We start from the raw sequence: 23,843 nt of genomic DNA on the forward strand, positions 1-23,843 counted from the left end.
TGACGCCGCGGGCCCCTGGTTCAGCGGGCCGGCTTCTCCAGCGGCGCGACCGGCTCCAGACCGTAGGCGTCGTCCGCCCGGCGCATCGCCCAGTCGGCGGGCAGCACCAGGCGCGGCGCGACACCGACCAGGACCGCCATGAGGAGCGCGACGCCGGCCAGCGCCTCCCCCGACTCCTCCACGAAGGTGGCGGCGACGCGCAGCGAGGCGGGGGCGAGGGCGGAGAGGGCCGAGAGGCCGACGGCGGCGACGCCGTAGCCGGCGAGGCTGCCCAGCACCCGGCGCCGGTCACGGCGCTCGGTGCGGCTGAGGAAGAAGAGGGCGCCCACGACGGCCAGGGCGGCGAGCGCGCTGAGGGCGATGGCCGCGGGCCGGCCGACGGCGGCGTCCAGCCGGGCCATCGCGTCGGCGTGCACGGTCCCGCCGGCCTTGACCGACGCGATGCCGGCCGAGACCAGCCCGACGGCCAGCCACCAGGTGCGGCGGCCGGGGTTGCGGGCGGCGCCGGCGACGGCGGCGACCGCGGCGACGGCGAAGAGCCCGGCCACGAACAGGCGGGGCAGGGAGAGCGGGGCGTCCATGGAGAGGGCCTGGGCGGCGGGGCCCGTGGCCCCGTTCAGGCTCAGCACGAAGCCGGTGGCCATGAGCACCACCGCGGCGGCGGCCAGCCCGATCCCGACCGGCGGCAGCGGGACGGCGCGGCGGCGGGTGCGCGCGGCGGTGGCTACGGGGGCGGTCGCGGGGGCGGTCGCGGGGGCTCGGCCCGCCGGGACGGACGCCTCCTGCTGGTCCGCGTGCCGGATGACCCGGCCGATCACGATCCCGAGCACGACGGCGATCGCCGTCCAGACGACCAGTCCGCCGACGATCCAGGCCCACCACACGCGCTGATCATCGGCACGGCGGCGGCAGAACTTGACCCTCCAGCCCGCGTGTCGCCACGAGCGGGGCGGAGGGGTCAGCTGGGACCGGCGAGGTGGCGCCGCAGGGCCTCGCGTCCGTGCAGCGGCGCCAGCCCCCCGTTCATCGGCCACCGGGCGACGCCGTTCCGACTCCCTCCGGTCACCGAGAGTGAGGCCGGGCCGCACGGGGCCGCTGTTCACCCGCGCGCCACCCGGGCCCGGTTCCCCTCACCCACACTTCGGGCCGAAGGTGTCCTCGAGAGGAGCCACAGGGGGTTCGCATGTCCATCGGTCGGCCGTGGGGCCACGCGCGGGAGCCGCGCGGCCTCCGCACGCCGCCGGCCGGACCCGCCCGCTGGTCCTGGCGCCTGCTGGTGACCACGTTCCTGCTCCTGGGCGCCTGGGCGCTGCTCGGCGCCACCGCCGACGACGCGGCGCTTGCCGACGCCGGAGAGCCCCCGGAGGGCGACACCTCCGTCGTCGAGCCGGCCGGTGAGGGGACGACGCCGCCCGACGACGCGGCCGGTCCCCCTCCGGGTGCGCCCGTCGACCCGCCCCCGGACCCCGCGGAGCCGCCGCCCGTGCCGGCCGACCCGCCCCCGACCGTGCCGGCCGCCCCGCCGCCGGCGCCCGCCGACCCCCCGCCCGCACCCGCGGACCCGCCGCCGGTCACCGACCCGCCGCCCGCCGAGGAGCCGCCCGCCGAGGAGCCGCCCGCGGAGGAGGTCCCGGCCGCGCCCGAGCCGCCGCCCGCCGCGGAGGTCCCGCCGGAGCCGGCCCCCGTCACCGACGTCCCGGCCACGGACACCCCCGCCGCGGAGACCCCGGCCACCGAGACCCCGGCCACGGAGACCCCCGCCGTCGTCGAGACCCCGGCCACCGACACCTCCGCCGACGTCGAGACGCCGGCCACCGACACCCCCTCCACCGGCACCGCGTCGACCGACGTCCCCGTCACCGAGCCCCTCGCTCCCGCCGAGGTGCCCGCCGACCTGCCCGCCGAGGGCACGGAGGAGACCGAGCCGGCGCCCGCCGATCCCGCGGCGGCCGACGAGTCGGCCGGCCCGACTCTGCTCACGGTCACGGTCTCGGTCACTGCTGTGGAGGCGGCGCTGATCGCGGCCCCGTCGCCGGTCACGACCCTCACGGCCCCCTGCCCGGAGCCCGGCGCCGTCACCGTCTCGTCGACGCCTCCGTCGGGCGGCGGGGCGGCGGTGGTCCGCGCAACCGGGCTCGCCACGGCCGCACCGGCGGACGACCCTGCTCCGGAGCGCGCGCCACCGGTCCGCCGACCTGCTCCCCCGGCTCCTCCGGCGACGCCGGTCGCACCGGTGCCGGCGTCCGCCCCCGGCGGCCCCGCCTCGGCCTCGGTGTCGGGCGGCGGGTCGTGCGGGACCGGCCACACCGATCACGCCGACGCCGCGCTCGCGGTGCTCGACGCGGGCTTCCCCGCCTTCCTCGTCGGCTCGATCCGGGCCGCTCGCGGGCACGACGCCGCCCTCCTGGGCCGCATCGACGAGCCGGGTGCCAGCCCCGACTGACGGGCGCACCCCCTCGTCCTGCCCCGCCGGTCCCTCGATCGGCTCGTCGACCAGTCCATGACCCGCACGCGCGCGACCTCTCCCGGTGCGCTTCTCCGCACCGGGCGCCGGATCGCCGTTCGCACCGCAGGGAACTCACGCGATGAGCAGTGAAGCCATTCCGTCCGAACACCTCACCCAGCACCCGTCTGCGCCGCTGCCGGGGCTGCCGCGGCCGGATCCGCTGCGGGGAGCCGGTACCGCCGCGCGGCGAGCGTGGCGCGGTCCCTACGTCCGCCGGCTGGTGGTCTGGGACGCCCTCTGCGCGAGCGCGGCCGCCGGGAGCGGTCTGCTCGCCCGCTTCGCCCCGCCGGACGTCGGCGCCACGAACGCCTCCCTGGCCATCGCCGTGGCCCTGCCGGCCGTGTGGGTCTTCGCCATGGTCGTCGCGCGCAGCTACGAGAGCCGCTACCTCTGGGAGGGCCCGGAGGAGTTCCGCCGGGTCTTCTTCGCCGCCGCGCTGCTGCTCGCCATCGTGGGCACGGTCTCGTGGGGGCTGAAGCTGGAGGTGGCCCGCGGCTTCGTCGTCGTCGCCCTCCCGCTCGCCACCCTGCTCACCCTCGCCCACCGCCAGGCGCACCGCTCCTGGCTGCACCGCCAGCGGGCGCACGGCCGCTTCCAGCAGACGACGCTGCTCGTCGGTCACCGCAACGGCGTCGCGGCGCTCCGCGAGCAGCTGCACCGCGAGGCCGACCAGGGCTACCGGGTGATCGGCTACTGCATGCCGCACGGCTCGGGCCGCAGCAGCGGCCCCGGCGGGCTGCCGGTGCTCGGCGGCCTGGGTGAGGTCGTCGACGTCGTCGAGCGGTACGAGGTCGACACCGTGGCCGTGCTGCCCTCCCCCGAGCTGGACGGCGCGGCGCTGCGCCGGCTGGGCTGGGAGCTCGAGAAGACCGAGGCCGACCTGCTGCTCGCGCCGTCGGTCTCGGAGGTCGTCGGGCCCCGCATCCGGGTGCGCCCGGTCTGCGGGCTCTCCCTGCTGCAGATGGAGCGCCCCGAGCTGCGCGGCCTGCACCTGCTGGTGAAGGAGACGTTCGACCGGACCTGCGCGGTCCTGCTCCTGGTGCTGCTGGCGCCGGTCCTCGTGACCGCCGCGCTGGCCATCCGGTTCGACAGCCCGGGGCCGGTGCTCTTCCGGCAGGAGCGGGTGGGCCGGGACGGCCGCCGGTTCGCCATGCTCAAGTTCCGCAGCATGCACGTCGGGGCCGAGCGCCAGGTCGCCCGCCTGGCCGCGGTGGACGAGGGCAACGGGGTGCTGTTCAAGATGCGCCAGGACCCGCGCGTGACGCGGGTGGGCCGGACGCTGCGGCGGTACTCGATCGACGAGCTGCCCCAGCTGCTCAACATCCTCCGGGGCGAGATGTCGCTGGTGGGGCCGCGGCCGCCGCTGCCCTCGGAGGTGGAGCGGTACGGCGTGGAGATGCACCGCCGGCTGGTGGTCAAGCCCGGTCTGACCGGGCTCTGGCAGGTCAGCGGGCGCTCCGACCTGTCGTGGACCGACTCGGTGCGGCTGGACATCCACTACGTGGAGAACTGGTCGCTGACGCTGGACCTGATGATCCTCTGGCGGACGGTGGGGGCGGTCTTCACCGGCCGCGGCGCCTACTAGGGACGACGAAGGGGCGGGCGCCGCGCGTCTGCGCGGCACCCGCCCCCTCGAGCGGTCAGGTCAGCGGTAGCCGGGAGAGACGTACCCGATGCCGACGGAGCCGGCCGGGACGAAGTCACCCGACGCGGGCTTGCCCTGGGTGAGCGTGCCGCTCAGGTTGCCGATCGAGGGCCACGAGACGACGCCGTTGCTGATCTTCGCGGGGCAGCTGCGGTCGTCGGTCTGCGGCCACACGCTGTAGCCCATGTCGCGGCCGACGCGCGGGTCGATGAAGACGTTCTCCAGCGCCAGCGGGTAGGTGTTGCAGTCGATGCGGATGAACTGCCCGCCCCGCTCGACGGGGGTCACCCCGGAGCTGCCGACGTTGGTGTTCCGGATCGTGCCCTTGCCGATGGCGCCGAGGTCCTGGCGGACCTGGATGCCCTGGTAGTTCGTCGTGCCGCTGAGCCGGTCGATCCGGTACTCGCGCACCCCGCCCCACGGCTGGAAGACGTCGGCGTGGTTCACCGAGTAGGTGCCGCGCAGGGCCTCCATGCGGACGTTCTGGATCTGCACGGTGGCCTCGGGGGCGTTCACGGCGATGCCGTCGGCCTGGGAGCCCGGGACGTTGCCGTTGATGAGGACGCCCTCGATGTGCACCGTGCCGGTGCACTTGTGCACGTAGATGGCGCGCTGGTCGTCGTTGCCGAAGCGGGCGGTGGGCGCGACGGTGATCTGCCCGCCCATGATGACGGCGTTGCGGCAGTTGGCGATGGTGATCGGCCCGGCCGGGCGGTCGGCGGGCAGCTTGATCAGGACGTCGCCGTTCCTGGCCCCGATGGTCGTGACCGAGTTGCTCGGGGTGACGTTGTGGACCGGGTAGCTCTCCCAGCCGGCCGGCGGGGCCCAGCTGAGGGCGCCGGTCGACGGGGTCGTCGCGCGGGTGGCCGGGGTGCTCGGGGTGGTCGCGGCCGGGGTGGTCGGGGTCGGGGTGGCCGTGGTCGGCTTCGGAGCCGCCGGGGCCGGGGTGGTGGTGCCGGTGGAGGCCGGGCTCGTGCCGGAGCGGGAACCGGCCACCGCGGTCGGCTCCTCCGTCGGCGTGCCGGCGGTGGGCTGGTCCACGGGGACCTCGCCGGCCGGCGCCACGTCAGGGGCGGGGGGGCTCGTGGGCGGCTGCGCGGCGGGGCGGGAGTCACGGGACTCCACCGCCGGCGGGGTCGCGACGGCGTCGGACCCTCCGTCCTGCACGAGCGGATAGCTGAGGGGAAGGATGCCGACGAGCGCGAGGAGCAGCTGCGTCATGCGTCGGCGCGACATGCGCCGCCGGCGACGGGGTCGGATGCTTCGCCACTGTCGGTGAGCGTTTCGTGACACGCCGCTGAAGGTAGCGTCACGGTTCCATAACGCCAAGCCCGTTCGAGTGAATTTTCTCGGCCGCACGGCGAGTCGTCACCGGTTCTGTTAAGCGACTCGCGCCCCGACCAGCACGGATACCCACACATGCGGGGATGGACTTTTTCGGCAGCTTCTGCCCGCGTCGGACCCGCCCGCGGCGCGTCGAGGCCCCTAGGAAGGGCCCATGACGTGGGTGCTGGTCCTCCTGACCGCCTGGACGACGCTGGCGGCGCTGCTGGCGCTCGGCATCGGCCGGGCGGTCCGCACCGCCGACCGGCGGCAGGCGACGGAGACCGCCCCGGTGCCGGACTTCGTCTCCGCGGAGTGGACCGCCTCCCCGCCCGTTCCCCGCTAGGAGCCCGAGCCGGCCCGCCGGCGGCGGCCGAGCGCACCGAAGGCGCGCCGAGCAGGACCCGGGCCGGCGGAGCGGTGGTCGAGCGGGACCGGCTCGGGCCAGACCTCCGGGTCGCCGGACAGGCCCAGGACGCCGCCCGGGTGGATGTGCGACGCGCTCGCGACCGGATCCGGCAGCTCCGCGGCATCGACCGCCGGGTGCAACCGCAGCACGGCGGTGAGGACGGGCAGCAGGGCCTCGGACACGGCCAGGCCCACCGCCTCGTGGCCCTCCAGGGAGCGACCGATCGGATCACCGATGTCGTCGCCATCCCCGCCGCTGCGCCCGGGACGGGCCGCCGCCAGGGCGGACACCAGCCCGCGCACCCGGTCGGCGAACTCCTCCCCCTCCGGCTGCCGGTCGCCGAGCGCGCCCAGCAGCGCCGCGGCCTCCCGGAGGGTGAACGTGCGCGCCAGCGCCCGGGGCGCGAGCCCCAGGACGTCGCGGCGGTGGTCGCGGGTCAGGGTGAGCACGAGATCGGCCTCGTCGACCATCGCCGGCTCCAGCTGCCGGGCCACGAACCCCTCGGGGTCGCCACCGAACCCTGACAGGACCAGCGCGCTGCGGGGGTGCATCGGCGAACCGGCGACCGCGCGCGTGCCCGCGCTGACCAGTCGGACGTCGTCGGCCGCCGCGCCGAGGTGCTCGCGCAGGTAGGACCGTCCCAGCCCCTGCCCGAGGGCAGAGCGGCAGATGTTGCCGGTGCACACGAGCAGGACGGTGACGGGCGGTGGGGGGCTCTCCAGGGCGGGCACGACGCCAGTGTGATCGGTGCCGGCCGCCGCCCGACACCTCCGATGGGGTGATGGCGCACGGGGAAAAGGCCCTGGCCCGCACCGGGTACTAGGCTCGCCGCGACACCTGACGCCCCGGATCGGGCGTCCCCAGCGGACACCAGCCGGCGTGCCCACGTCTCACACCTAGAAGGGGTCAGGATGCCCCGGAGCGGCCTGAACGAGAGCCTCCGACATTTCTTCCAGCCGGCCCACCGCAGGGTCGCCGGGCTCATGCCCCTCCCCCTCCGGCGGCGGTACCTCTACCTCGCGGGGCACGGCAGGCTGCCGCGTCTGCGCGACCCGCAGACCTTCGGCGAGAAGATCAACTGGCGGATCATGCACGACCGGCGCCCGCTGCTGGCCTGGACGTGCGACAAGCTGGCGATGAAGGAGCACGCGACGCAGGTGCAGGAGGAGGCCGGCATCTCGGTACCGGAGACCTTCTGGTCCGGCACCGATCTCACCGAGGTCGCCGGCCGGATGTTCGACCGCCCGTGGGTGCTCAAGCCCAACCACCGCAGCGGCCTGGTCCACTTCGGCCGCGCCGACGAGTCGGTCGACGCCCGCACGATCGCGGCGACGAAGAACTGGCTCCGCGACGACCAGAGCGTGCTGCTCGGCGAGTGGGCCTACAGCCAGGCGCGGCCGCTCTACGTCGTCGAGGAGGCCATCGGCGACGGCGTGACCCCGCCCGACGACTACAAGTACCTGATGTTCGACGGCAAGATCGCCGCGATGTCGGTGGACACCGGCCGGTTCACCAGGCAGCACTCGCGGACCTTCTACACCGCCGAGTGGGAGCCGCTGCGCATCGCGACCGCGCTGGGCAGCGGCGAGCCGAGCCCGCCGCCGGAGAACCTCGCCGCCCTGAACCACGCGGCCGAGGTGCTCGCCCGCCCCTTCGACTTCATGCGGGTCGACCTCTACAACGTCGACGGGGTCATCTGGTTCAGCGAGTACACGCCGTACCCCGGCGGGGGCGTGCTGCCCTTCGAGCCGCCCAGCTTCGACGCCTGGCTCGGCGAGCAGTGGACCCTCCCCGACCTCGACGACGTCGCGGCCCGGTGAGCACCGGGACGACGCGGGACGGCACGACCGGCGACGACGGGGGCGCGCTGCGCGTCCTCAGCGTCGGCCCGACGGGCGGCCAGCCCGGCGGGATGGCGTCGGTCGTCGCCGAGCTCGAGACGCAGAACGGCCTGACCAGCGCGCCCGTGGCGCTGCGGGTCGTGGACTCCGGCGGCATCGGGCGGGCCCCGCGGCGGGCGGTCAACTTCGCCCGCACCCTCCTCACCACCGCCACGGCCCGCGCCGACGTCGTCCACCTGCACGTCGCCAGCCGCGGCAGCACCTGGCGGAAGATGGCCGTCGCGCGGGCGTGCACGCTGCGCGGCCTGCCGTACGGCATCCACCTGCACGGCGCCGGGTACCGAGGCTTCCTCGAGGCCGTCTCCCCCGCCGCGCGGCGCCGCATCGAACGCTTCTTCGACCGGGCGGCGTACGTCGTCGTCCTCGGCGGGCCCTGGGCCCGGCTGGTGACCGAGGAGCTAGGGGTGCCCGCCGGGCGGGTGCACGTCGTGCACAACGGCGTCGCCGACGGCGCCCCGCCCACGACGCCCTGGCCGGCCGACCGCCCCCGGCGGGTGGTCCTGCTGGGCCGCATCGACGAGTCCAAGGGCGTCCCCGAGCTGCTGCGCGCCTTCGCGCAGCTCGGCGACCTCCCCGACGTGGAGCTGGTGCTCGCCGGCCCGCCGGCCGACCCCCGCGTCGTCGCGCTCGTGGAGGCGGCGGTCCGGGCGAGCCCGGGCCGCCTCACCTACGCGGGGTCGCTGCCCCGGGCCGCGGCCCAGGAGCTCCTGCGCGGGGCCTACCTGCTCGCCCTCCCCAGCCACGCCGAGGGGCTGCCGATGGTGGTCATCGAGGCGATGTCCCGGGGCATCCCCGCCGTGACGACGCCCGTGGGCGCCATGGAGGAGCTGGTCGCCCACGGTGCCAACGGGTTCCTCGTGCCCCCCGGCGACGTCGACGCCCTCGCCGAGCACCTGCGGCGCCTGCTCGCCGACACCGAGCTGCGCGACCGGATGGCCCGGGCGGCCTACGACACGTGGGCGGCGGGCTTCGACGCCCGCACCATGTACGCCGACATCCGCGCGTGCTGGCGGACGGCGGCCGGCGGTCAGTAGGCCCCGCGCCCGCGGAGGACGGCGCCGAGGGTCTTCCAGAGGATCATCATGTCGAAGCTCAAGGACCAGTTCTCCACGTAGCGGACGTCGATGCGCACCGAGTCGTCCCACGAGAGGTCCGAGCGCCCGCTGATCTGCCAGAGGCCGGTGATGCCGGGCTTGACCAGGAAGCGGCGGCGCATGTCGAAGCCGTAGCGCTCGGTCTCGCTGGGCAGCGGCGGGCGCGGGCCGACCAGGCTCATGTCCCCGCGCAGCACGTTGAGCAGCTGCGGCAGCTCGTCGAGGGAGTAGCGGCGCAGCACCCGCCCGACACGGGTCACGCGCGGGTCGACCTTGCGCTTGTAGAGGACGCCGTTGCCGTCGTTGTCGGCCTCGAGCACCTCGGACATCTTGTCCGCGCCGTGGACCATGCTGCGGAACTTGAGCATGGAGAAGGTCTGCCCGTCGCGGCCGACGCGGGTCTGCTTGAAGAACACCGGCCCGCGGCTGGTCGTCTTCAGGGCCAGCGCGATGAGGAGGAACAGCGGGAGCGTCAGGAGCAGCGCCGTGGCGGCCAGCGAGGCGTCGACCGCCGTCTTGGCCAGGCGGCGCACCCCGCGGAGCTCGGGGCGCTCGACGTGCAGCAGCGGGAGGCCGCACACGGGGCGGATCGCCACCCGCGGGCCGACGACCTCGGTGACCGCGGGGGCGAGCAGCAGCTCGGCCTCGGTCTTCTCGAGGTCCCAGCCGAGCCGGCGCAGCGACGGCCCGTCCAGCTCGGGGCAGGGCATGACCGCCACGGTGTCGACCTCGAACCGCTGCACCACGTCCAGGACCTCGTCCAGGCCGCCGAGCACGGGCAGCCCGTCGAAGTCGGTGGGGCGGTCGCTGGCCCTCCCGTCCGGCAGGCAGCACCCGATGACCCGGTAGCCGTGGTAGGCGGCGCGGTCGAGCTCGGCGCGCAGCGAGGCGACGGCGTTGCGGTGCCCGACGATGACCGTCGTCTGCTCGAAGGTCCCGCCACTGCGGGCCCGGTGCAGGGCCTGCCGGCGCAGGTAGCGCTGCAGCAGCGTCAGCAGCGTCGCCAGCGGGAGGGCGATGACGACGAAGCCCCGGGCGACGCGCAGGTCCAGGCCCCAGGAGACGACGGCGACCGCGGCCAGCAGGACGGCGGCGGCGTGCAGCACCCGCCGGAACTCCTCGGCACCCACCCAGAGGAAGCGCTCCTCGTAGCTGCGGCCGATGTGCATCGCGGCCACCCACACGACGGGCATCGCCAGCGCGGCCCACAGCGAGTACTGGGCCGCGCCGTCGACGTCGGTGCCGAACCGGCCGAAGTAGCCGATGGTGGCCGCGAGCACGGCGGCGGCGGCGTCCCCGAGCACGATGCTGCGGACGTAGGCGGCGCGCCAGGCCCGGCGCGCCGCGGTGCCCTCGCCGCGCAGGCGGCGCAGGCCGGGGAAGCGGGACCGCCCCGTGGTCGGCAGCACCTCACGAACGGTGTGGTCGTGAGTGACGTGCATGGAGATACCGAACTCCCTGGGTGCGTGTGGTCGTCGTGGCGACGACCGTCCACGCACCGACCCACCCACGATTACACAGAGTGGCCGCGCGCGATCAGTGAGGCACCATTGCCTGGCCGGTCGAGCCGCCAGGTGATGACGTTAGCCGCTCGGAGACGATTTGGCCCGCTCACGACATAACTGTACGTAACGAAAGCGTGCGCCTACGCTGCGTCAGCGGAGTAGGTCACATCCGTGTCGGCGGCTGCGCGCCGCCCACCCCGGATCAGCTCCGGCTGGGCGTGTCCCTGCTCTCGGCCGCCGTGGGCTCGCCCACGGTGCGCGGCGTGCGCGAGGCCGGCGGGACGGCGGTCGGCCCGTCGGCGGCCGGCTCGGCCGCCCGCACCTCGACGCGCGTCGCGCCACCGGGCTGGGTTCCGCGGTCGCCCCCGGTTCGCTTGCCCGGCGCCTGGGGGATCTCCTGGACGGCGGCGGGCCGGGGCTTGGGGTCCGGCTCCGTGGGGGTCTCGTCGTCGTAGCCGTAGGCCTGCGGCGTCGCCGACGCGGGGGCCATGTTCAGGATGACCCCCAGGGTCCGCGCCCCGACCCGGTCGAGGATCGCGACGGCGCGCTCGAGCTCCTCCCGCCGGGTCTTGCCCTGGCGCACCGACAGCAGCACGCCGTCCATGGCGACGGCGACGGCGCTGGCGTCGGCGACCGGCAGCAGCGGCGGGGTGTCGACGATGACGTAGTCGTGGGTGGCCCGCAGCTGCTCGACCAGGGTGCGGAGCTGGCTGGACGCGAGCAGCTCGCTGGGGTTGGGCGGGATGGACCCGGCGGCGAGCACCGACAACCCGGTGCTGCCGTAGGGCTGCAGCACGTCGTCGAGGTCGGCGGCGCCGGCGAGGATGCTGGTCAGCCCCGCGCCGTCGACGAGGCCGAGGTACTTGACCACCCGGGGGTGGCGCAGGTCGGACTCCACCAGCGCGACCCGGTGGCCGCCCTCGGCCAGGGTGAGGGCGAGGTTGACCGCGAGCGTGCTCTTGCCCTCGGTGGCGACCGCGCTGGACACCATGATCACGCGGGGGGGCTCGTCGACGTTGAGGAACTGCAGGTTGGTGCGCAGCTGGCGGAAGGCCTCGGCGTTGGCCGACCGGCTGTTCCGCTCCAGCACGTGCGACGACCCGAGCTTCGAGTCGCGGGCGATGGTCCCGATCACCGGGGCGCCGGCCACCTCGGCGGCGACCTTCCCGTCGCGCACCGAGCGGTCCAGCCGCACCCGCGCGTAGGCGAGCACCAGCCCGACCAGCAGGCCGATGAGGACGCCGACGGCGATGTTGGCGTACAGGTCCGGCGACGAGGGCTCCGAGGCGACCTCGGGGGTGTCCAGGACGGTCACCTTGACCGGGATGGTGGTCACCGGGTCGACCGCGGGGTCGGTGGGCGTCGTCGTCGTCGCCTCGACCTCCTCCACCAGCTCGGTGAACTCGGCGGCGACGGCGGCCGCCAGGTCCCGCGCCCGCTCGGGCGAGGTGTCGGTCACCGTGATGTCGAGGACGCTGGTGTCGGGCACCACGGCGGCCGCGATCCGCTCCTGCACGGCCCCGGCGGGGAGGTCGAGGTCGAGCCGCTCGATGACGCCGTCGACGAGGCGCTCGCTGCCGAGGATCTGCACGTAGGAGGCGACGCGGTTCTGGGCGAACTGGCTGCCCTGGAAGGCGGCGGTGGTGGAGGTGGCGTCGGTCGACGTCACCCACAGCTGCGCGCCCGACGTGTACGTCGGCGTCATGGTCAGCGCGGTCGCGGCCCCGACCCCGCCGCCCAGCAGGATCCCGATCACGGGCAGGAACCACCCGGCCTTGAGCGCCGCGATGGTGTCTCTGAGTTCCACTACTTCCTCGTCTCCGATGATCGACACCCACTGACGTGGGTTGCAGCCGGGCTCAGCACTGCCGTCCAGCCGACCCAAGCAGTTGCTGAGCAGTCCAGGCTAGATATCCGGCGGATCCGAGGGGGGAGCCTCACCCGTACGTGTCGCACCGACACACCTGTCCCAGTGCTCGACGAACACCCGCCGGACGACGGCGTTGGAGTGCCGCGCCCGTACACGGTCCCACGCGCGGCGCCCGAGGCCCTGCGCCAGCTCCGGGGAGCCGGCCATCGTGCGGATCGCCGTCCCGAGGGCGTCGGCGTCGGCCGGGGGCACCACCATGCCGGTGTCGTGGACCACCTCGGCGATCTGGCCGACGTCGCTGGCGATGACCGGCGTCGCCAGGCTCATCGACTCGAGGATGATCATCGGCATCGCCTCCGCCCGGCTGGGCAGGACGAGCGCGGTCGCCGTCCGCAGCCGGGCGCGCACCGCCTCGGGGGAGACCGGCCCCTCGAACACGACTCCGTGCGGCAGCGGTTCCGGCAGTTGGAACTGGGGGGCGAGGTCGCCGAAGAGGACGAGCTGCTGGCCGTCGGGCCGGGCGGCCGACCACGCGTCGAGGAGCACGTCGGCGCCCTTGCGCGGCCCGATCTCACCGGCGAAGACGAAGCCCGAGCGGCCCGACCCCACCGGCTCCTCCTCGATGGGCACGGAGTTGGCGACCCGGACGGCGTCGATGCCGAGCGAGCGCAGCACCTCCGCGGCGGGGTCGGTGAGGACGAAGACGACCGCGGGCTGGCGCAGCACCAGGCGGGCGAGCCGGCGGTTGCCCTCGGCGAACGCGACGAACTGCGAGCCGTGCACGAGGACGGTGCAGCAGACCCCGCGCCGGCGGGCGAGGGCGAGCAGCAGCCCCTCGCGGAGGAAGGAGCCCTCCTGCGTCAGGTGGAAGTGCCACACGTCGGTGCGTTCCACCCGGTCGGTCAGCACCTTCAGCGCCGTGCGCGCGAAGGTGGCGAGGGTGCGCCGCCGGTCGCCGTGCCAGTAGGAGGGCCACTCCCGCATCTCCAGGTCGGGCCCGGCCCAGGTGTTCATGGTGCGCACCACGGAGGAGACACCACCGCGCCCCTGCGACGCGTTGCCGATCTGCGTGACGCGCAGGGCGGGTCGCGAGGGGCGGCTCACGCCGGCGTGTCCCCGGCTCGGCGGATCACCACGCCGGAGGGGTCGAGCTCGTCGGAGGTCAGGTCGCCGGGGGCGCGCAGCAGGACGAGGTCGCGCTCGGCGAGCTCGCGGGCCACCTGCACCTGGTGGTCGTCGACGTGCTCGCCGCGCTCGGCCAGCCGCGGGACGACGACGGGCCGGACGCCGAGCTCGAGGGCGCGGAGCAGCGTCCCCACGCCGGCGTGGGTGACGAAGACGTCGCTCTCGGCCACCAGCCGGTCGAACTCCTCGGAGCGGAGCTCCAGGTTCACGTCGCCGGGCAGGTCGTCGCGGGTCGTGGCGCCCAGCTGCCAGGTGACGGTGTCGCCGGGGCGCAGCCGGTCGCGGACGGCGTCGACGAGGGCGTCGAAGCGGAACGGCTTGATCGTGCCGAGGCTGACGAAGATGCGGCGGCCGTCGCCGTTGCGGGCGGGGCGGTCGGTCGCGGGGACGGCGGTGTAGTCGTCGAGCAGCGAGGGGCCGAGCTGCCAGCCGGGGCGGTCGGCCCAGGCGGCGTGCTGGCAGTAGCGCTGCGCCCGCGGCAGCCGCTCGAGGATGCGGCCGGTGGCGGAGGGGCCGTCGAAGCGGGAGACGCTCTCGATGTAGACGAACGGGATGCGGCGCAGCTGCGCGATGGCGTACGCGGGGATCGCGACGGCGGCCCCGGTGCTCAGGACGACGTCGAAGCGCTCGCGGCGCACCTCCCGGTGCAGCCGGAGGCCGGCGCGGACCGCCGGCGCCAGGCCCCGCGGGGGGACGTAGTCGAGGGTCACCACGCGGCGGCCGCGCAGCAGCGACCGGCTCTGCTCGGAGTCGAACGTGGCGAAGACCGAGTCCGGCTGAAGGCCGAACCGCTCGGCCCAGCGGACGATCTGCGCGAGGTGACCACCGGTCGAGGCGACCAGCAGCGCCCGCTTGCCGCTCAGCGCGGCGGACAGCTCCACCCTCTCACCTGCCGGTTCGGCTCGATCGCGTCGTGGTGGCACCACCGAAGCGTAATGGGGCGCGGCGGCGCAACCGCCTCCGCGCGCGCCTTTTCGCCGGTTGGTGTGGACGGCGTCAGCCGACGGGCGCCGGTCGGGTGACGCGGGCCACGCGGCCCGCTCCCCGCCGGTCGGCCGAGCCGGGGTCGGCGGCGGGCCGGTCGGCTCCTGCGTCGTTGTCGGCGGACCGGGCACCGAACGGTCCCAGCAGACCGATCAGGAGGAAGAGCGGGATGTAGGACGGCGGGGAGACGAACACCGGGTTGCCGGTGGACTCGAGCAGGTACTGGACGATCCAGGCGATGCCGGTCAGGCCGAGGAAGCGGGCGGCGGGCTCGCTGTCGCGCGAGAGCGTGCTCAGCCGCCGGAAGACGACGACGAGCGCCGCCAGGAACGCGAGCATCCCGATGAAGCCGCTCTCGGCGAGCACCGCCGGCCACATGGTGTCGGTGAGGAACATCGCGTTGCCCGTGCGCTCGGAGAGGCCCCACACGTACTGGTAGCCGCGCTCGAGGTAGAGCGGGCTGTAGAACTCCGAGGCGGTGTCGGAGCCGAAGCGGCCGAATCCGGCCCCGAGCGGGAAGTAGTCCTGGGCGACGAAGAAGGAGTCGCGGGTCATCAGGGTGCGCGCCGCGGTGCCCTCGGACTGGTCGACGTAGGTGGCGACGATCCCCTGGATCGCGTTGAGCAGCGTCGACCAGAACAGGATGACGATGGCGACGACGACGGTGACCGCCGTCGCGAAGACGCCGGGGCGCCCCGCCCGCGAGCTCAGCCACAGGAAGCTGCCCATCATCCCCAGCCAGGTCTTGCGCCGGAAGGAGAGGACGGCGACCAGGGCCATTCCGCCCGCGAGCAGCCAGGTGAAGCGGGTGGAGCCCATGGTGGTGTTCCACGCGACGACCCCGAGGAAGCCCAGCGCGGCCATGATCCCGAGCGTGCCGGGCTCGACGAACGGGCCGATGAGCGAGGGGATGGCGGCGCGGAAGCTGAGCTGGTCGATGTTGCCGACCGTGCTCTGCCAGGTCTGCGGGATGGCGAGGTTGACCAGGCAGCAGGCGATGATGAAGAGCAGGACGCCGACCCCGCCCTTGGCCAGGCGGCGCACGTCGTCGCTGGTCCACTGCAGCTGGGCCACGGCCAGGGCCAGCAGGATCCCCTTGCCGGCGAGCGCGGCCCCCGAGCCGAGGACGACCAGCGGCACGTCGGCCACGAGCCCGCTGACCACGCCGAGCGCCCCGTAGAGGGCGAACAGGCCCAGGCCCGGGAAGCTCCGGATCGGCTGCCCTCGGACCAGCCGGGGACCGACGCACACGAGCACGGAGGCGGCGATCGCGAGCTCGTCCAGCAGGTCCACCGCGGAGCTGCCGGTGATCTGCGCCGCCGTCTTGCCGAACAGGCTGACCAGGACGGCGGCCGCGATGAAGCGCTTGGGGTGGCGGACGCCCCACGCCAGCACCGGGACGCCGACGACCGCGAGGAGCACGAGCACCGGCTCGTAGGCCGCGGCGTACGTCAGGCCGGCGACCACCAGCACGCAGACGGCCAGGGTGCGCGGCATGGTCCTGGTCAGCGCGTCGCCCACCTCGACCCCTCCGCTCCCCGGCCGATACGGTTCCTCCCGGTCCGCCGCGCAGCGTTGCACGCGGGCCGACCCTCGACAATGCCACGCCCCCGCAATCCACCCGGGTGCGCAGCGACGGCGGTCACACCCGTTCGGGTGCTCCGCCACCTGCACGGACGATTCTCCGCCTCCCGTGGCGGCTCCGCTGGCGTTCGGGCCCTCGCGTGGTCGAACATGGCGGGGGCCTGCACACGGACGGACGGGGAGACCCGGGACCGGGCTGCCGGTCCCACCCCACACTCGGACCACCTGGAGCACTGCGTGAAGATCTCGGTCATCGGCTGCGGATACCTGGGAGCCGTGCACGCCGCGTCGATGGCCGAGCTGGGTCACGACGTCGTCGGCATCGACGTCGACGAGGCGAAGATCGCCTCGCTGTCGAAGGCCGAGGCACCGTTCTTCGAGCCGGGCTTCGAGGAGCTGCTGGAGCGCACGCTGGGCACCGGGCGGCTCCGCTTCTCCACCGACTTCGCCGACGCCGCGGGCTCCACCGTCCACTTCGTCTGCGTGGGCACCCCGCAGAAGCGGGGCGAGTACGCCGCCGACATGCGCTACGTGCAGGGCGCGGTCGAGTCGCTGCTCGACGTCCTCGCGCCCGGCGAGCTCGTCGTCGGCAAGTCCACGGTGCCGGTGGGCACCGCCGCGCAGCTCGCCGAGCTGATCGCCGACAAGGCGCCGGGCGCCCTGCTGGCCTGGAACCCGGAGTTCCTGCGCGAGGGCTTCGCCGTCCAGGACACGCTGCACCCCGACCGGCTGGTCTACGGCCTTCCGGCCGGTGCCGACGGCGACACCGCGCGGAAGCTGCTCGACGAGGTGTACGCGACGATCGTCGAGCGCGGCACCCCGAAGGTCGAGAGCGACTACGCCACCGCCGAGATGGTGAAGACGGCGGCGAACTCGTTCCTGGCCACGAAGATCTCCTTCATCAACGCCATGGCCGAGCTGTGCGAGGCCACCGGCGCCGACGTGAAGCTGCTCGCCGACGCGATCGGCTACGACGACCGGATCGGCCGCAAGTTCCTCAACGCCGGCCTCGGCTTCGGCGGCGGCTGCCTGCCCAAGGACATCCGCGCCTTCATGGCCCGCGCCGGTGAGCTGGGCGCCGACCAGGCGCTCACGTTCCTGCGCGAGGTCGACAACATCAACATGCGCCGGCGCATCCGCATGGTCGAGCTGGCCCGCGAGGTCTGCGACGGCTCGCTGCTGGGCAAGCGGGTCGCGGTCCTGGGGGCGGCGTTCAAGCCCGACAGCGACGACATCCGCGACTCCCCGGCGCTCAACGTCGCCGCCCAGCTGCAGCTGCAGGGCGCCGTCGTGCGGGTGACCGACCCGGCCGCGGTGGAGAACAGCCAGCGGCTGTGGCCGCAGCTCGACTACGCCGCCACCCCGGAGGAGGCCGCCGAGCGCGCCGACGCCGTCCTGGTGCTCACCGAGTGGAAGCAGTACCGGGAGCTCGACCCGGTGGCGTTCGGCCGGGTCGTCAAGCAGAAGCGCGTCCTGGACGGGCGCAACGCGCTCGACCGCGAGGCGTGGACCGCGGCCGGCTGGAGCTACCGGGCGCTCGGCCGGCGGGCCGGCTGATCCTCGTCCCGCCGACTCCCCCTGCCGTGCCGCCGACCCGCCGATGGTGATCCGACGGGTCGGCCGGGCCGTGCGCGGGGGCAAGCTGGTCAGCCGGGGCCTCACCGTCGCCGACCAGGCGATCTCCAGCGCCAGCAACATGCTGCTGTCGGTGGCGATCGCCACCGGCGTCAGCGCCGCCGTCTTCGGTGAGTTCGCGCTGATCTACAGCATCTACTGGCTGCTGCTGGGCGGCACGCGCGCCGCCGTCCTGGACCCGCTGCTCATCACCCAGCGCAATGTGCTCAAGGGCGCGCCGGTGCACCTGGTCGCGGCGGTGTCGGCGACGGCGGTCGGCGCGCTCGGCATCCCGGTCGGGCTGCTGCTGCTGGCCACGCCGCTGGACCTGGCCTGGGCCGTGTTCTTCCTCGGCCTGCCGGTCCTGCTGCTGCAGGACGCGCTGCGGTACGTCGGCTTCCTGGAGCAGCGGCCGGGCCGGGCCGTGCTGTTGGACGGCGTGTGGCTGGTGGTCATGGTCGTCGCGACGGTCCTGGCGCTCACCGGGGCGATCGCCGGCACGGCCGCCGTCCTGGCGCTGTGGATCCTCGGCGCGCTGCTGGCCGACGTCATCGGGCTGGTGGCCTTCGGCATCCGGCGCGAGCCGGTGCGGCTGCGGGCGCGGCTGAAGGCGATGTGGCCGGTGTCCGGCCCGCTGCTGGGCGACTTCGCGCTCTCCTCCGGCTCCGGGCAGCTGACGATCTTCGTGCTGCCGCTGGTGGCCGGCACGGCGCTGCTCGGTCAGCTGAAGGCGGCCCAGGTCGCCAACGGGCCGCTGAACATCACCGTCGCCGCGGCGAGCGTCATCTGCCTGCCGATGGTGGCGAGCGCGGTGGAGGCCGACGCGCGCCGGGCGCTGCGGATCGGCCGGATGGCGTCGCTGGCGCTGGCCGGGGTGGCGGTCGTCTACGGGACGGCGCTGGTGCTGCTGCCGGAGAGCGTGGGGCGGGCGCTGTTCGGCGAGTCGTGGGGCTCGGGCTGGCTGGTGGCCGCGGTCAGCGCGCAGATGGTGCTCTTCGGCGTCACCCACGGGGCGCTGCTGGCGATGCGCGGCTCCCGCAACACCGCGGCCGCGCTGCGCGTGCGCATCGCCGTCGCGCCGATCGCGGTGGTCCTGCCCGTCGCACTCACCGCCGTCTGGGGCCGGAACGGCCTGATGGCGGGGCTGGTGATCGCCGCGGCGACGATGTCGCTGGTGAGCTGGCTGGTCGCCGTCCGGGTGGTGCCGCAGACGCCCCCGGCGGAGCAGGGGACGCCCGACGATCCGGACGTCGAACCCGTCGACCCCCGGGAGAACGCCCCGACCGGCAAGAACCCGCTGGGCTCGCCGGCGTCGGCGGCGCAGTAGCTCAGTCCGCGGCGGGCTCGAGGGCGACGCTCTCCCGCGACTCGCCCCAGCGGGCGTCGGAGAAGTAGACGGTGTGCTCGCGGCGGGTGTTGCTGGCCGCGTAGATGCCCTGCTTGAAGTAGATGCTCTGGCCCTCGAACAGGGTGGCCCCGACGGCGTTGACCAGGCGTTCGCCGTCGATCCACACCTGGACGTTCCCCTTGTCGGGGTCGGTGGACCACTCGATGCGGACGGTGTGGTCCAGCCACTCCCCCAGCACCAGCGGGCCCAGGTCGTAGGTGGCGACGTACTGCGCGGACTCCTGGCCGAGCAGGCCGCCGCGCAGCGAGAGGCGGATCTCGGGATCGGGGCCGTCGGTCACCCAGAGGTCGACGTTGGGCGAGCCCTCGTTGGCCGTCTGGTGCCACTGCGTGTAGATGAGGAACTCGTCGCCGCCGTCCCAGAAGAAGTCCTCGGGGAAGTAGGTCGACCACGAGTACCACTGCACGTCGCCCTCGCGGGGTGCGCCGGCCTCCTCGATGGTCGAGCGCACCTCCCCGCGGATGGTGGTGTCGACGCCGAAGGTGAAATCGCCCGGGCGGGCGGAGAAGGCGGCGGAGTACTCGTAGCCGGGGCGGACCGGCTCGTCGACGACGCGTACCTGCTCGGGCCGGGCGGCCTGGACCTCGCTCCAGTCGTCGAGGTCGCCGTCGGCGTAGCTCCACACCTGCACGGGCTCCGGCGTCTCGTCGGGCGACTCCGAGCCGGAGGGGGACGCCGCGCTCGACCGCGACGGGTTGAACCGGTCTCCCGTCGTCGGCACCGGCTCGAGGTCGGACCGCGGGATCGCCGTGCTCTCGATCGGGGTCGACGTCGGTTCGGCGGTGGCGTGCGGGGCCTCGCCCTGGCCCTCGCTCTCGTCGGGGCCGCTCGAACCGCAGGCGCTCAGGACCAGCGACGCCGTCACCACCAGGGCGAGCGGGAGCGAGCAGCGTCCACGTGTCACAACGGTTCCCCCTTCGTCCTGGTCGGCGCGGTGGGCGGCGCAGCGCCCCGGACGGCGGTCGGCTCGCGCGGTGCGAACCCGCGCCGGGTGACCACGGGCGGGGTGCCCGAGGTTACTCATCGAGAGCCCGTGACCGCAGAGTCACCGCCACGCACCGGGGAACGAGGTGTTCACGTCCCGTGTTCCCCGGCGTACAGCGGCGAGAGCGAGCAGGCCTTACTGTTGGAGGTGATGATCTTCCCCGGGCGTTCGATCGACGAGCCCGAGGTGCCCTGTGCACCTCGGGAGGGCTAGCGGTGTCGGCACCGCGTCCCGGCACGACGTCCCGCGATACCTCAGCCGGCTCGGCCGATCAGCGCGCGGGCGAGCGCCCGGCGGCGGTCCCCGCCCGGCCCCGGGCCTCGTCGTCCGGCCCCACCCCCGCCCGGCCGACCGCCCGGCTGGACTCGCTGACCGGGCTCCGGTTCGTCGCCGCGCTGCTGGTGTTCGGCTCGCACACGATCGCGACGTTCGAGACGACGCCGGTGGGGGACGCGGTCTACCCCTTCCTCGAGCCGGGCGCGGCCGGGGTGAGCTTCTTCTTCATCCTCAGCGGCTTCGTGCTCACGTGGACCCACCGCCCGGGTGACAAGGCGGGCCCGTTCTACCGGCGCCGGTTCGCCCGTATCGCGCCGGCGTACTGGGTGGCGGTGATCGCGTTCATCCCGCTGAACGCGCTGGCCCGGCCGGAGGAGACCGGGGAGCTCCTGTGGCACATGGCGCCGTCGTTCGTCGGGCTGCACGCGTGGATCCCCGACAACGAGTACTACTGGGCCGGCAACGGCGTCACGTGGTCGATCTCCTGCGAGATGTTCTTCTACGCGATGTTCCCGCTGCTCATCGTGCAGGCCCTGCGGCTCTCGCAGCGGGCGCGCTGGTGGGCGGCCGGGGTGCTGTGCGTGCTGGTGATCGTGCCGCCGATCGTGCTGGCGCCGCTCACCCACGGCGAGACGGTGGCCGACTGGGCGATCTTCATCTTCCCGGTGCAGCGCCTGTGGGAGTTCTGCCTCGGCATCCTGATCGCCCTGTGGATCAAGGAGGGGCGCCGCATCCGGCGGATCGGGCTGGGCGGCTCGCTGGCGCTGGTCGCCGTCGCCTACGTCGTCGCCGCCTACGCCCCGGCGTACCTCATCTGGGTGGCCATCCCGTTCATCCCCTTCGCGCTCACGATCGCGACGGCGGCGCAGGCCGACCTGGACGGACGACCGTCGATCTTCCGGCACCCGGTGCTGGTGAAGCTCGGCGAGTGGTCGTTCGCCTTCTACCTGACCCATCAGCTGGTGATCAGGGCGGTGGACTACGTGCTGATGCCGACCACCCTCGCGGTCGCGCTCGGGGCGACGGTGCTGGCGCTGGTCGTGTCGATCGCCAGCGCCTACGTGCTGTTCACCGTCGTCGAGAAGCCGCTGGAGCGGCGGCTGCGCGGCGGCTCGCTGCCGGTGAGCACCGGCGGCGCGGGCCACACGCAGCGTCGCTGACGACTCGCTCGCTGCACCGTCGACTGCCGCTGGGTCGGGTGATCTTGCGTCGCCACATCTAAGGCGCACGCCCGGGATCCTGCTCTGGCGCGACATTGGCCAGTCGGCGCCGTCGAGTGGCTCTCTCGTGGTGGCGTGCGACCGCCGCGGCTGCGCCGAGCCAGAAGCTGGCCGCGAGAGCGAGGGTCGCCCACGTCGCCAAGGCCCACCCCCACCACTCCATGCACCCAGCGTGAGCGTCTGGTGACGGCGCTGCAACTCGCCGGTAAGGGGCGCCCTTCGGCGGCCGAGGCCTCAGGCATCTCAGAAGCGCATCGGCGAGAAGCGCGCGGGGAACACTCTCGCCGGTGGGCGTAGCCGCCGTCCCGGTCCTCCACCAGGATTGGGGGTCGAGGAAGTCTCGAGGCCGTAACACGCTGTCTGACATGCGCGCGTACCTTCGAGGGCAGTAGCAACAGCCACGGAGAACGGCACGTCCCAGTCGGATCCGGCGACAGCCGGCGACACCTAGGAAGAGCCCATGAGTTGGGTGCTGATCCTCATCGTGGTGTGGGCGGCCGTAGGCCTGGCCGTCGCTATCGTCATCGGCCGCAGCGTCCGCCTGGCCGACCAGCGCACGCAGGACGCCCGGGACCGCACCTCAGAGTTGGACAGCGGGCTGTTCGCGGAGCCGTCGCTCCCCCGCCCGGCTCTGCCGGGGGACGACCTGCCCGGCCGGGTCCGGCGCCGCGCCGCGGCCGGGAGCCCTCCACCCGCGGCTCAGCCGTACGACCGCTCGGCCTGACTGCCGGCCTCCACCAGGCATCTGCCGGCCGGACCTGACCTCACCCCCACGGGGCAGGGTCCGACCCGGCCCCGGTGACGCCGCCGTACCCTCTGCCGGGTTCGACGACGACGGGGGTCCGAGGAATGCGCAGCGACGAGAACGGCGCGCCGGAGCAGGACGCGCGCGACGCGTCGCCCATCCCCCTGGTGTCTGACGACGACCACGGGGACGACGACGTGGCGGAGCGTTCCCGACGCCGAGGCCTGCGGCGGGTGCTGATCGGCCTCGGCGTCCTGGCGCTCGTGCTCGGCCTGCTCGCGGGCGGCAGCTTCTGGTTTCTCGCCGACCGGTGGGCCGGCAACATCGACCGGGTCTCCGACGTCTTCGCCGAGTTGCCGGAAGAGGCGCGCCCCGCGCCGGCCACCCCGCAGCAGAGAGCCGCCGAGGAGCCGATCACCTTCCTGCTGGTCGGCTCGGACACCCGCAGCGAGGCCGAGGAGGGCGTTGCTCCCGGCGGCCGCTCGGACGCGATCATGCTCGCCCGCCTCTCGGCCGACCGGAGGCACGCACAGCTGATCTCCATCCCCCGCGACTCGTGGGTGGACATCCCGGGCCACGGCATGAACAAGATCAACGCCAGTTACGCCCTGGGCGGGCCGTCGCTGCTGGTGCAAACCGTCGAGCAGCTCACCGAGGTGCGCATCGACCACTACGTCGCCATTGACTTCGACGGCCTGATCCAAGTGACCGACGACCTCGGCGGCGTGGACGTGGTGGTGGCGGAGACGACGCAGAACGGGCCGTACACGTTCGAGGCCGGCATGAACCACCTCGACGGCGCCCAGGCGCGCTGGTATCTCGGGCAGCGGTACGGGCTGCCCGGTGGCGACTTCGACCGCGTGAAGCGGCAGCAGCAGTACCTGCGGGCCATGTTCGACAAGCTCTTCAGCTCGGAGACGTTCACCAGCCCGCCGAAGCTCGACGCGGCCATGCTGGCGATCACGAGCGCCGTGAGCGTCGACGACACCCTGAGCAATGCCGACCTGGTGAGTATGGCGTACTCGATGCGGGGCGTGACGCCCGGCGACATCGAGTACTTCACCGCCCCGGTGCTCGGCACCGGCACGGAAGGCGCGGCCAGCGTCGTCTACCTCGACGGCAACGCCTCCGAGCGAATGTGGCAGTACCTGCGCAGCGACTCGCTCGGGCAGAACGCCGACGAGTTCGCCGACGAGGCCCTCCCCGACGTCCCCCGCTGAGGCCGCACCCATTCCCGCCCCTGACACGACACGTCCCGCCCTAGATGTAATGACCACGGGCGTTGTTGACGGCGCCGCCTAACTGATCAAGCAGGAGACCTCCGAGCGAAGGTGTGGGTGCTGACGCCTCACCAACCGCCCGGAGGTCTCGTTGTCCCACGCTAATGCCCGTTTGACTGTGCACGGCCGTCTGCTGCTGGTCACCCGGATCGAGCAGCAGGGCCGGCCGGTGGCTCATGTCACCGCCGAGCTCGGTGTCTCCCGCGCCACCGGCTACAAGTGGTGGGACCGCTGGCGGGAGTTTGGCCTGGCCGGACTGGTGGATCGCCCGAGCCGACCGCACTGCTGCCCACGCCGAACCCCGGTGGC

General features: G+C 74.0%; 20 protein-coding genes. 11 read left to right on the forward strand and 9 right to left on the reverse strand.

Annotated features, from left to right (window positions below; translation table 11 throughout):
* Positions 1-20: 20 nt before the first annotated feature.
* Complete coding sequence (locus ACI794_RS14215; protein WP_456616673.1) at positions 21-884, reverse strand: hypothetical protein; 864 nt, start codon at positions 882-884, stop codon at positions 21-23.
* 299 nt (positions 885-1,183) lie between these two features.
* Between ACI794_RS14215 and ACI794_RS14220 the strand changes: the two genes are divergently transcribed.
* Together ACI794_RS14220 and ACI794_RS14225 are read left to right on the forward strand one after the other, a co-directional pair.
* On the forward strand, positions 1,184-2,443 hold the full coding sequence (locus tag ACI794_RS14220; RefSeq protein ID WP_456616674.1) for a hypothetical protein: 1,260 nt from the start codon (positions 1,184-1,186) through the stop codon (positions 2,441-2,443).
* Positions 2,444-2,585: 142 nt separating this feature from the next.
* Positions 2,586-4,091 carry a sugar transferase gene (locus ACI794_RS14225; RefSeq protein ID WP_456602908.1) on the forward strand — a complete coding sequence of 502 codons (1,506 nt, stop codon included), beginning with the start codon at positions 2,586-2,588 and terminating at the stop codon, positions 4,089-4,091.
* A gap of 60 nt (positions 4,092-4,151) precedes the next feature.
* On the opposite strand, the gene ACI794_RS14230 is transcribed toward ACI794_RS14225, so the two are convergent.
* Entirely contained in the window at positions 4,152-5,372 is a 1,221-nt protein-coding gene (locus tag ACI794_RS14230; protein ID WP_456602907.1) for a hypothetical protein, read from the reverse strand.
* 277 nt (positions 5,373-5,649) lie between these two features.
* On the opposite strand from ACI794_RS14230, the gene ACI794_RS14235 reads away from it, so the two are divergent.
* Complete coding sequence (locus tag ACI794_RS14235; RefSeq protein ID WP_456616675.1) at positions 5,650-5,820, forward strand: hypothetical protein; 171 nt, start codon at positions 5,650-5,652, stop codon at positions 5,818-5,820.
* Here ACI794_RS14235 and ACI794_RS14240 read toward each other — a convergent pair.
* Entirely contained in the window at positions 5,817-6,614 is a 798-nt protein-coding gene (locus ACI794_RS14240; protein WP_456616676.1) for an arsenate reductase/protein-tyrosine-phosphatase family protein, read from the reverse strand. The two genes, ACI794_RS14235 and ACI794_RS14240, sit on opposite strands and share 4 nt — an antisense overlap.
* Positions 6,615-6,866: 252 nt before the next feature.
* On the opposite strand from ACI794_RS14240, the gene ACI794_RS14245 reads away from it, so the two are divergent.
* Positions 6,867-7,703, forward strand: a complete 837-nt coding sequence (locus ACI794_RS14245) for an ATP-grasp fold amidoligase family protein (protein ID WP_456602905.1) — start codon at positions 6,867-6,869, stop codon at positions 7,701-7,703.
* A complete protein-coding gene (locus ACI794_RS14250) occupies positions 7,700-8,818 on the forward strand; it encodes a glycosyltransferase family 4 protein (protein WP_456616677.1) in 1,119 nt (372 codons plus the stop codon). Before ACI794_RS14245 ends, ACI794_RS14250 begins: the two co-directional genes overlap by 4 nt.
* Here ACI794_RS14250 and ACI794_RS14255 read toward each other — a convergent pair.
* The 5 genes from ACI794_RS14255 to ACI794_RS14275 all read right to left on the reverse strand — a co-directional run bounded on the left by ACI794_RS14255 (position 8,812) and on the right by ACI794_RS14275 (position 15,943).
* Entirely contained in the window at positions 8,812-10,287 is a 1,476-nt protein-coding gene (locus ACI794_RS14255; RefSeq protein ID WP_456616678.1) for a sugar transferase, read from the reverse strand. The two genes, ACI794_RS14250 and ACI794_RS14255, sit on opposite strands and share 7 nt — an antisense overlap.
* Positions 10,288-10,585: 298 nt before the next feature.
* Complete coding sequence (locus ACI794_RS14260) at positions 10,586-12,190, reverse strand: polysaccharide biosynthesis tyrosine autokinase (protein ID WP_456616679.1); 1,605 nt, start codon at positions 12,188-12,190, stop codon at positions 10,586-10,588.
* A gap of 99 nt (positions 12,191-12,289) precedes the next feature.
* Positions 12,290-13,357: a glycosyltransferase family 4 protein gene (locus ACI794_RS14265; RefSeq protein WP_456616680.1), complete on the reverse strand. Its 1,068-nt coding sequence runs from the start codon at positions 13,355-13,357 to the stop codon at positions 12,290-12,292.
* Complete coding sequence (locus ACI794_RS14270) at positions 13,354-14,319, reverse strand: glycosyltransferase (RefSeq protein WP_456602900.1); 966 nt, start codon at positions 14,317-14,319, stop codon at positions 13,354-13,356. Before ACI794_RS14270 ends, ACI794_RS14265 begins: the two co-directional genes overlap by 4 nt.
* 115 nt (positions 14,320-14,434) lie before the next feature.
* Positions 14,435-15,943: a hypothetical protein gene (locus ACI794_RS14275; protein ID WP_456616681.1), complete on the reverse strand. Its 1,509-nt coding sequence runs from the start codon at positions 15,941-15,943 to the stop codon at positions 14,435-14,437.
* Between the two features lie 300 nt (positions 15,944-16,243).
* Here ACI794_RS14275 and ACI794_RS14280 point away from each other — a divergent pair, with 300 nt between their 5' ends.
* Positions 16,244-17,563: a UDP-glucose dehydrogenase family protein gene (locus ACI794_RS14280; protein WP_456602898.1), complete on the forward strand. Its 1,320-nt coding sequence runs from the start codon at positions 16,244-16,246 to the stop codon at positions 17,561-17,563.
* Positions 17,564-17,606: 43 nt separating this feature from the next.
* Entirely contained in the window at positions 17,607-18,947 is a 1,341-nt protein-coding gene (locus ACI794_RS14285; protein WP_456616682.1) for a hypothetical protein, read from the forward strand.
* Position 18,948: 1 nt separating this feature from the next.
* Here ACI794_RS14285 and ACI794_RS14290 read toward each other — a convergent pair whose 3' ends face one another.
* Entirely contained in the window at positions 18,949-19,932 is a 984-nt protein-coding gene (locus tag ACI794_RS14290; RefSeq protein ID WP_456602896.1) for a polysaccharide lyase, read from the reverse strand.
* Positions 19,933-20,228: 296 nt separating this feature from the next.
* Here ACI794_RS14290 and ACI794_RS14295 point away from each other — a divergent pair, with 296 nt between their 5' ends.
* From ACI794_RS14295 to ACI794_RS14310, 4 genes are all read left to right on the forward strand, one after another.
* Positions 20,229-21,449, forward strand: coding sequence for an acyltransferase family protein (locus tag ACI794_RS14295; protein ID WP_456616683.1), 1,221 nt, complete (start codon positions 20,229-20,231; stop codon positions 21,447-21,449).
* A gap of 520 nt (positions 21,450-21,969) precedes the next feature.
* Positions 21,970-22,233: a hypothetical protein gene (locus tag ACI794_RS14300; protein WP_456616684.1), complete on the forward strand. Its 264-nt coding sequence runs from the start codon at positions 21,970-21,972 to the stop codon at positions 22,231-22,233.
* 125 nt (positions 22,234-22,358) lie between these two features.
* Complete coding sequence (locus tag ACI794_RS14305; RefSeq protein ID WP_456616685.1) at positions 22,359-23,474, forward strand: LCP family protein; 1,116 nt, start codon at positions 22,359-22,361, stop codon at positions 23,472-23,474.
* A gap of 151 nt (positions 23,475-23,625) precedes the next feature.
* A partial coding sequence (locus ACI794_RS14310; RefSeq protein ID WP_456616686.1) for a leucine zipper domain-containing protein occupies positions 23,626-23,843 on the forward strand: 218 nt, incomplete at its 3' end.

This window comes from Blastococcus sp. SYSU DS0541 (assembly GCF_054050875.1).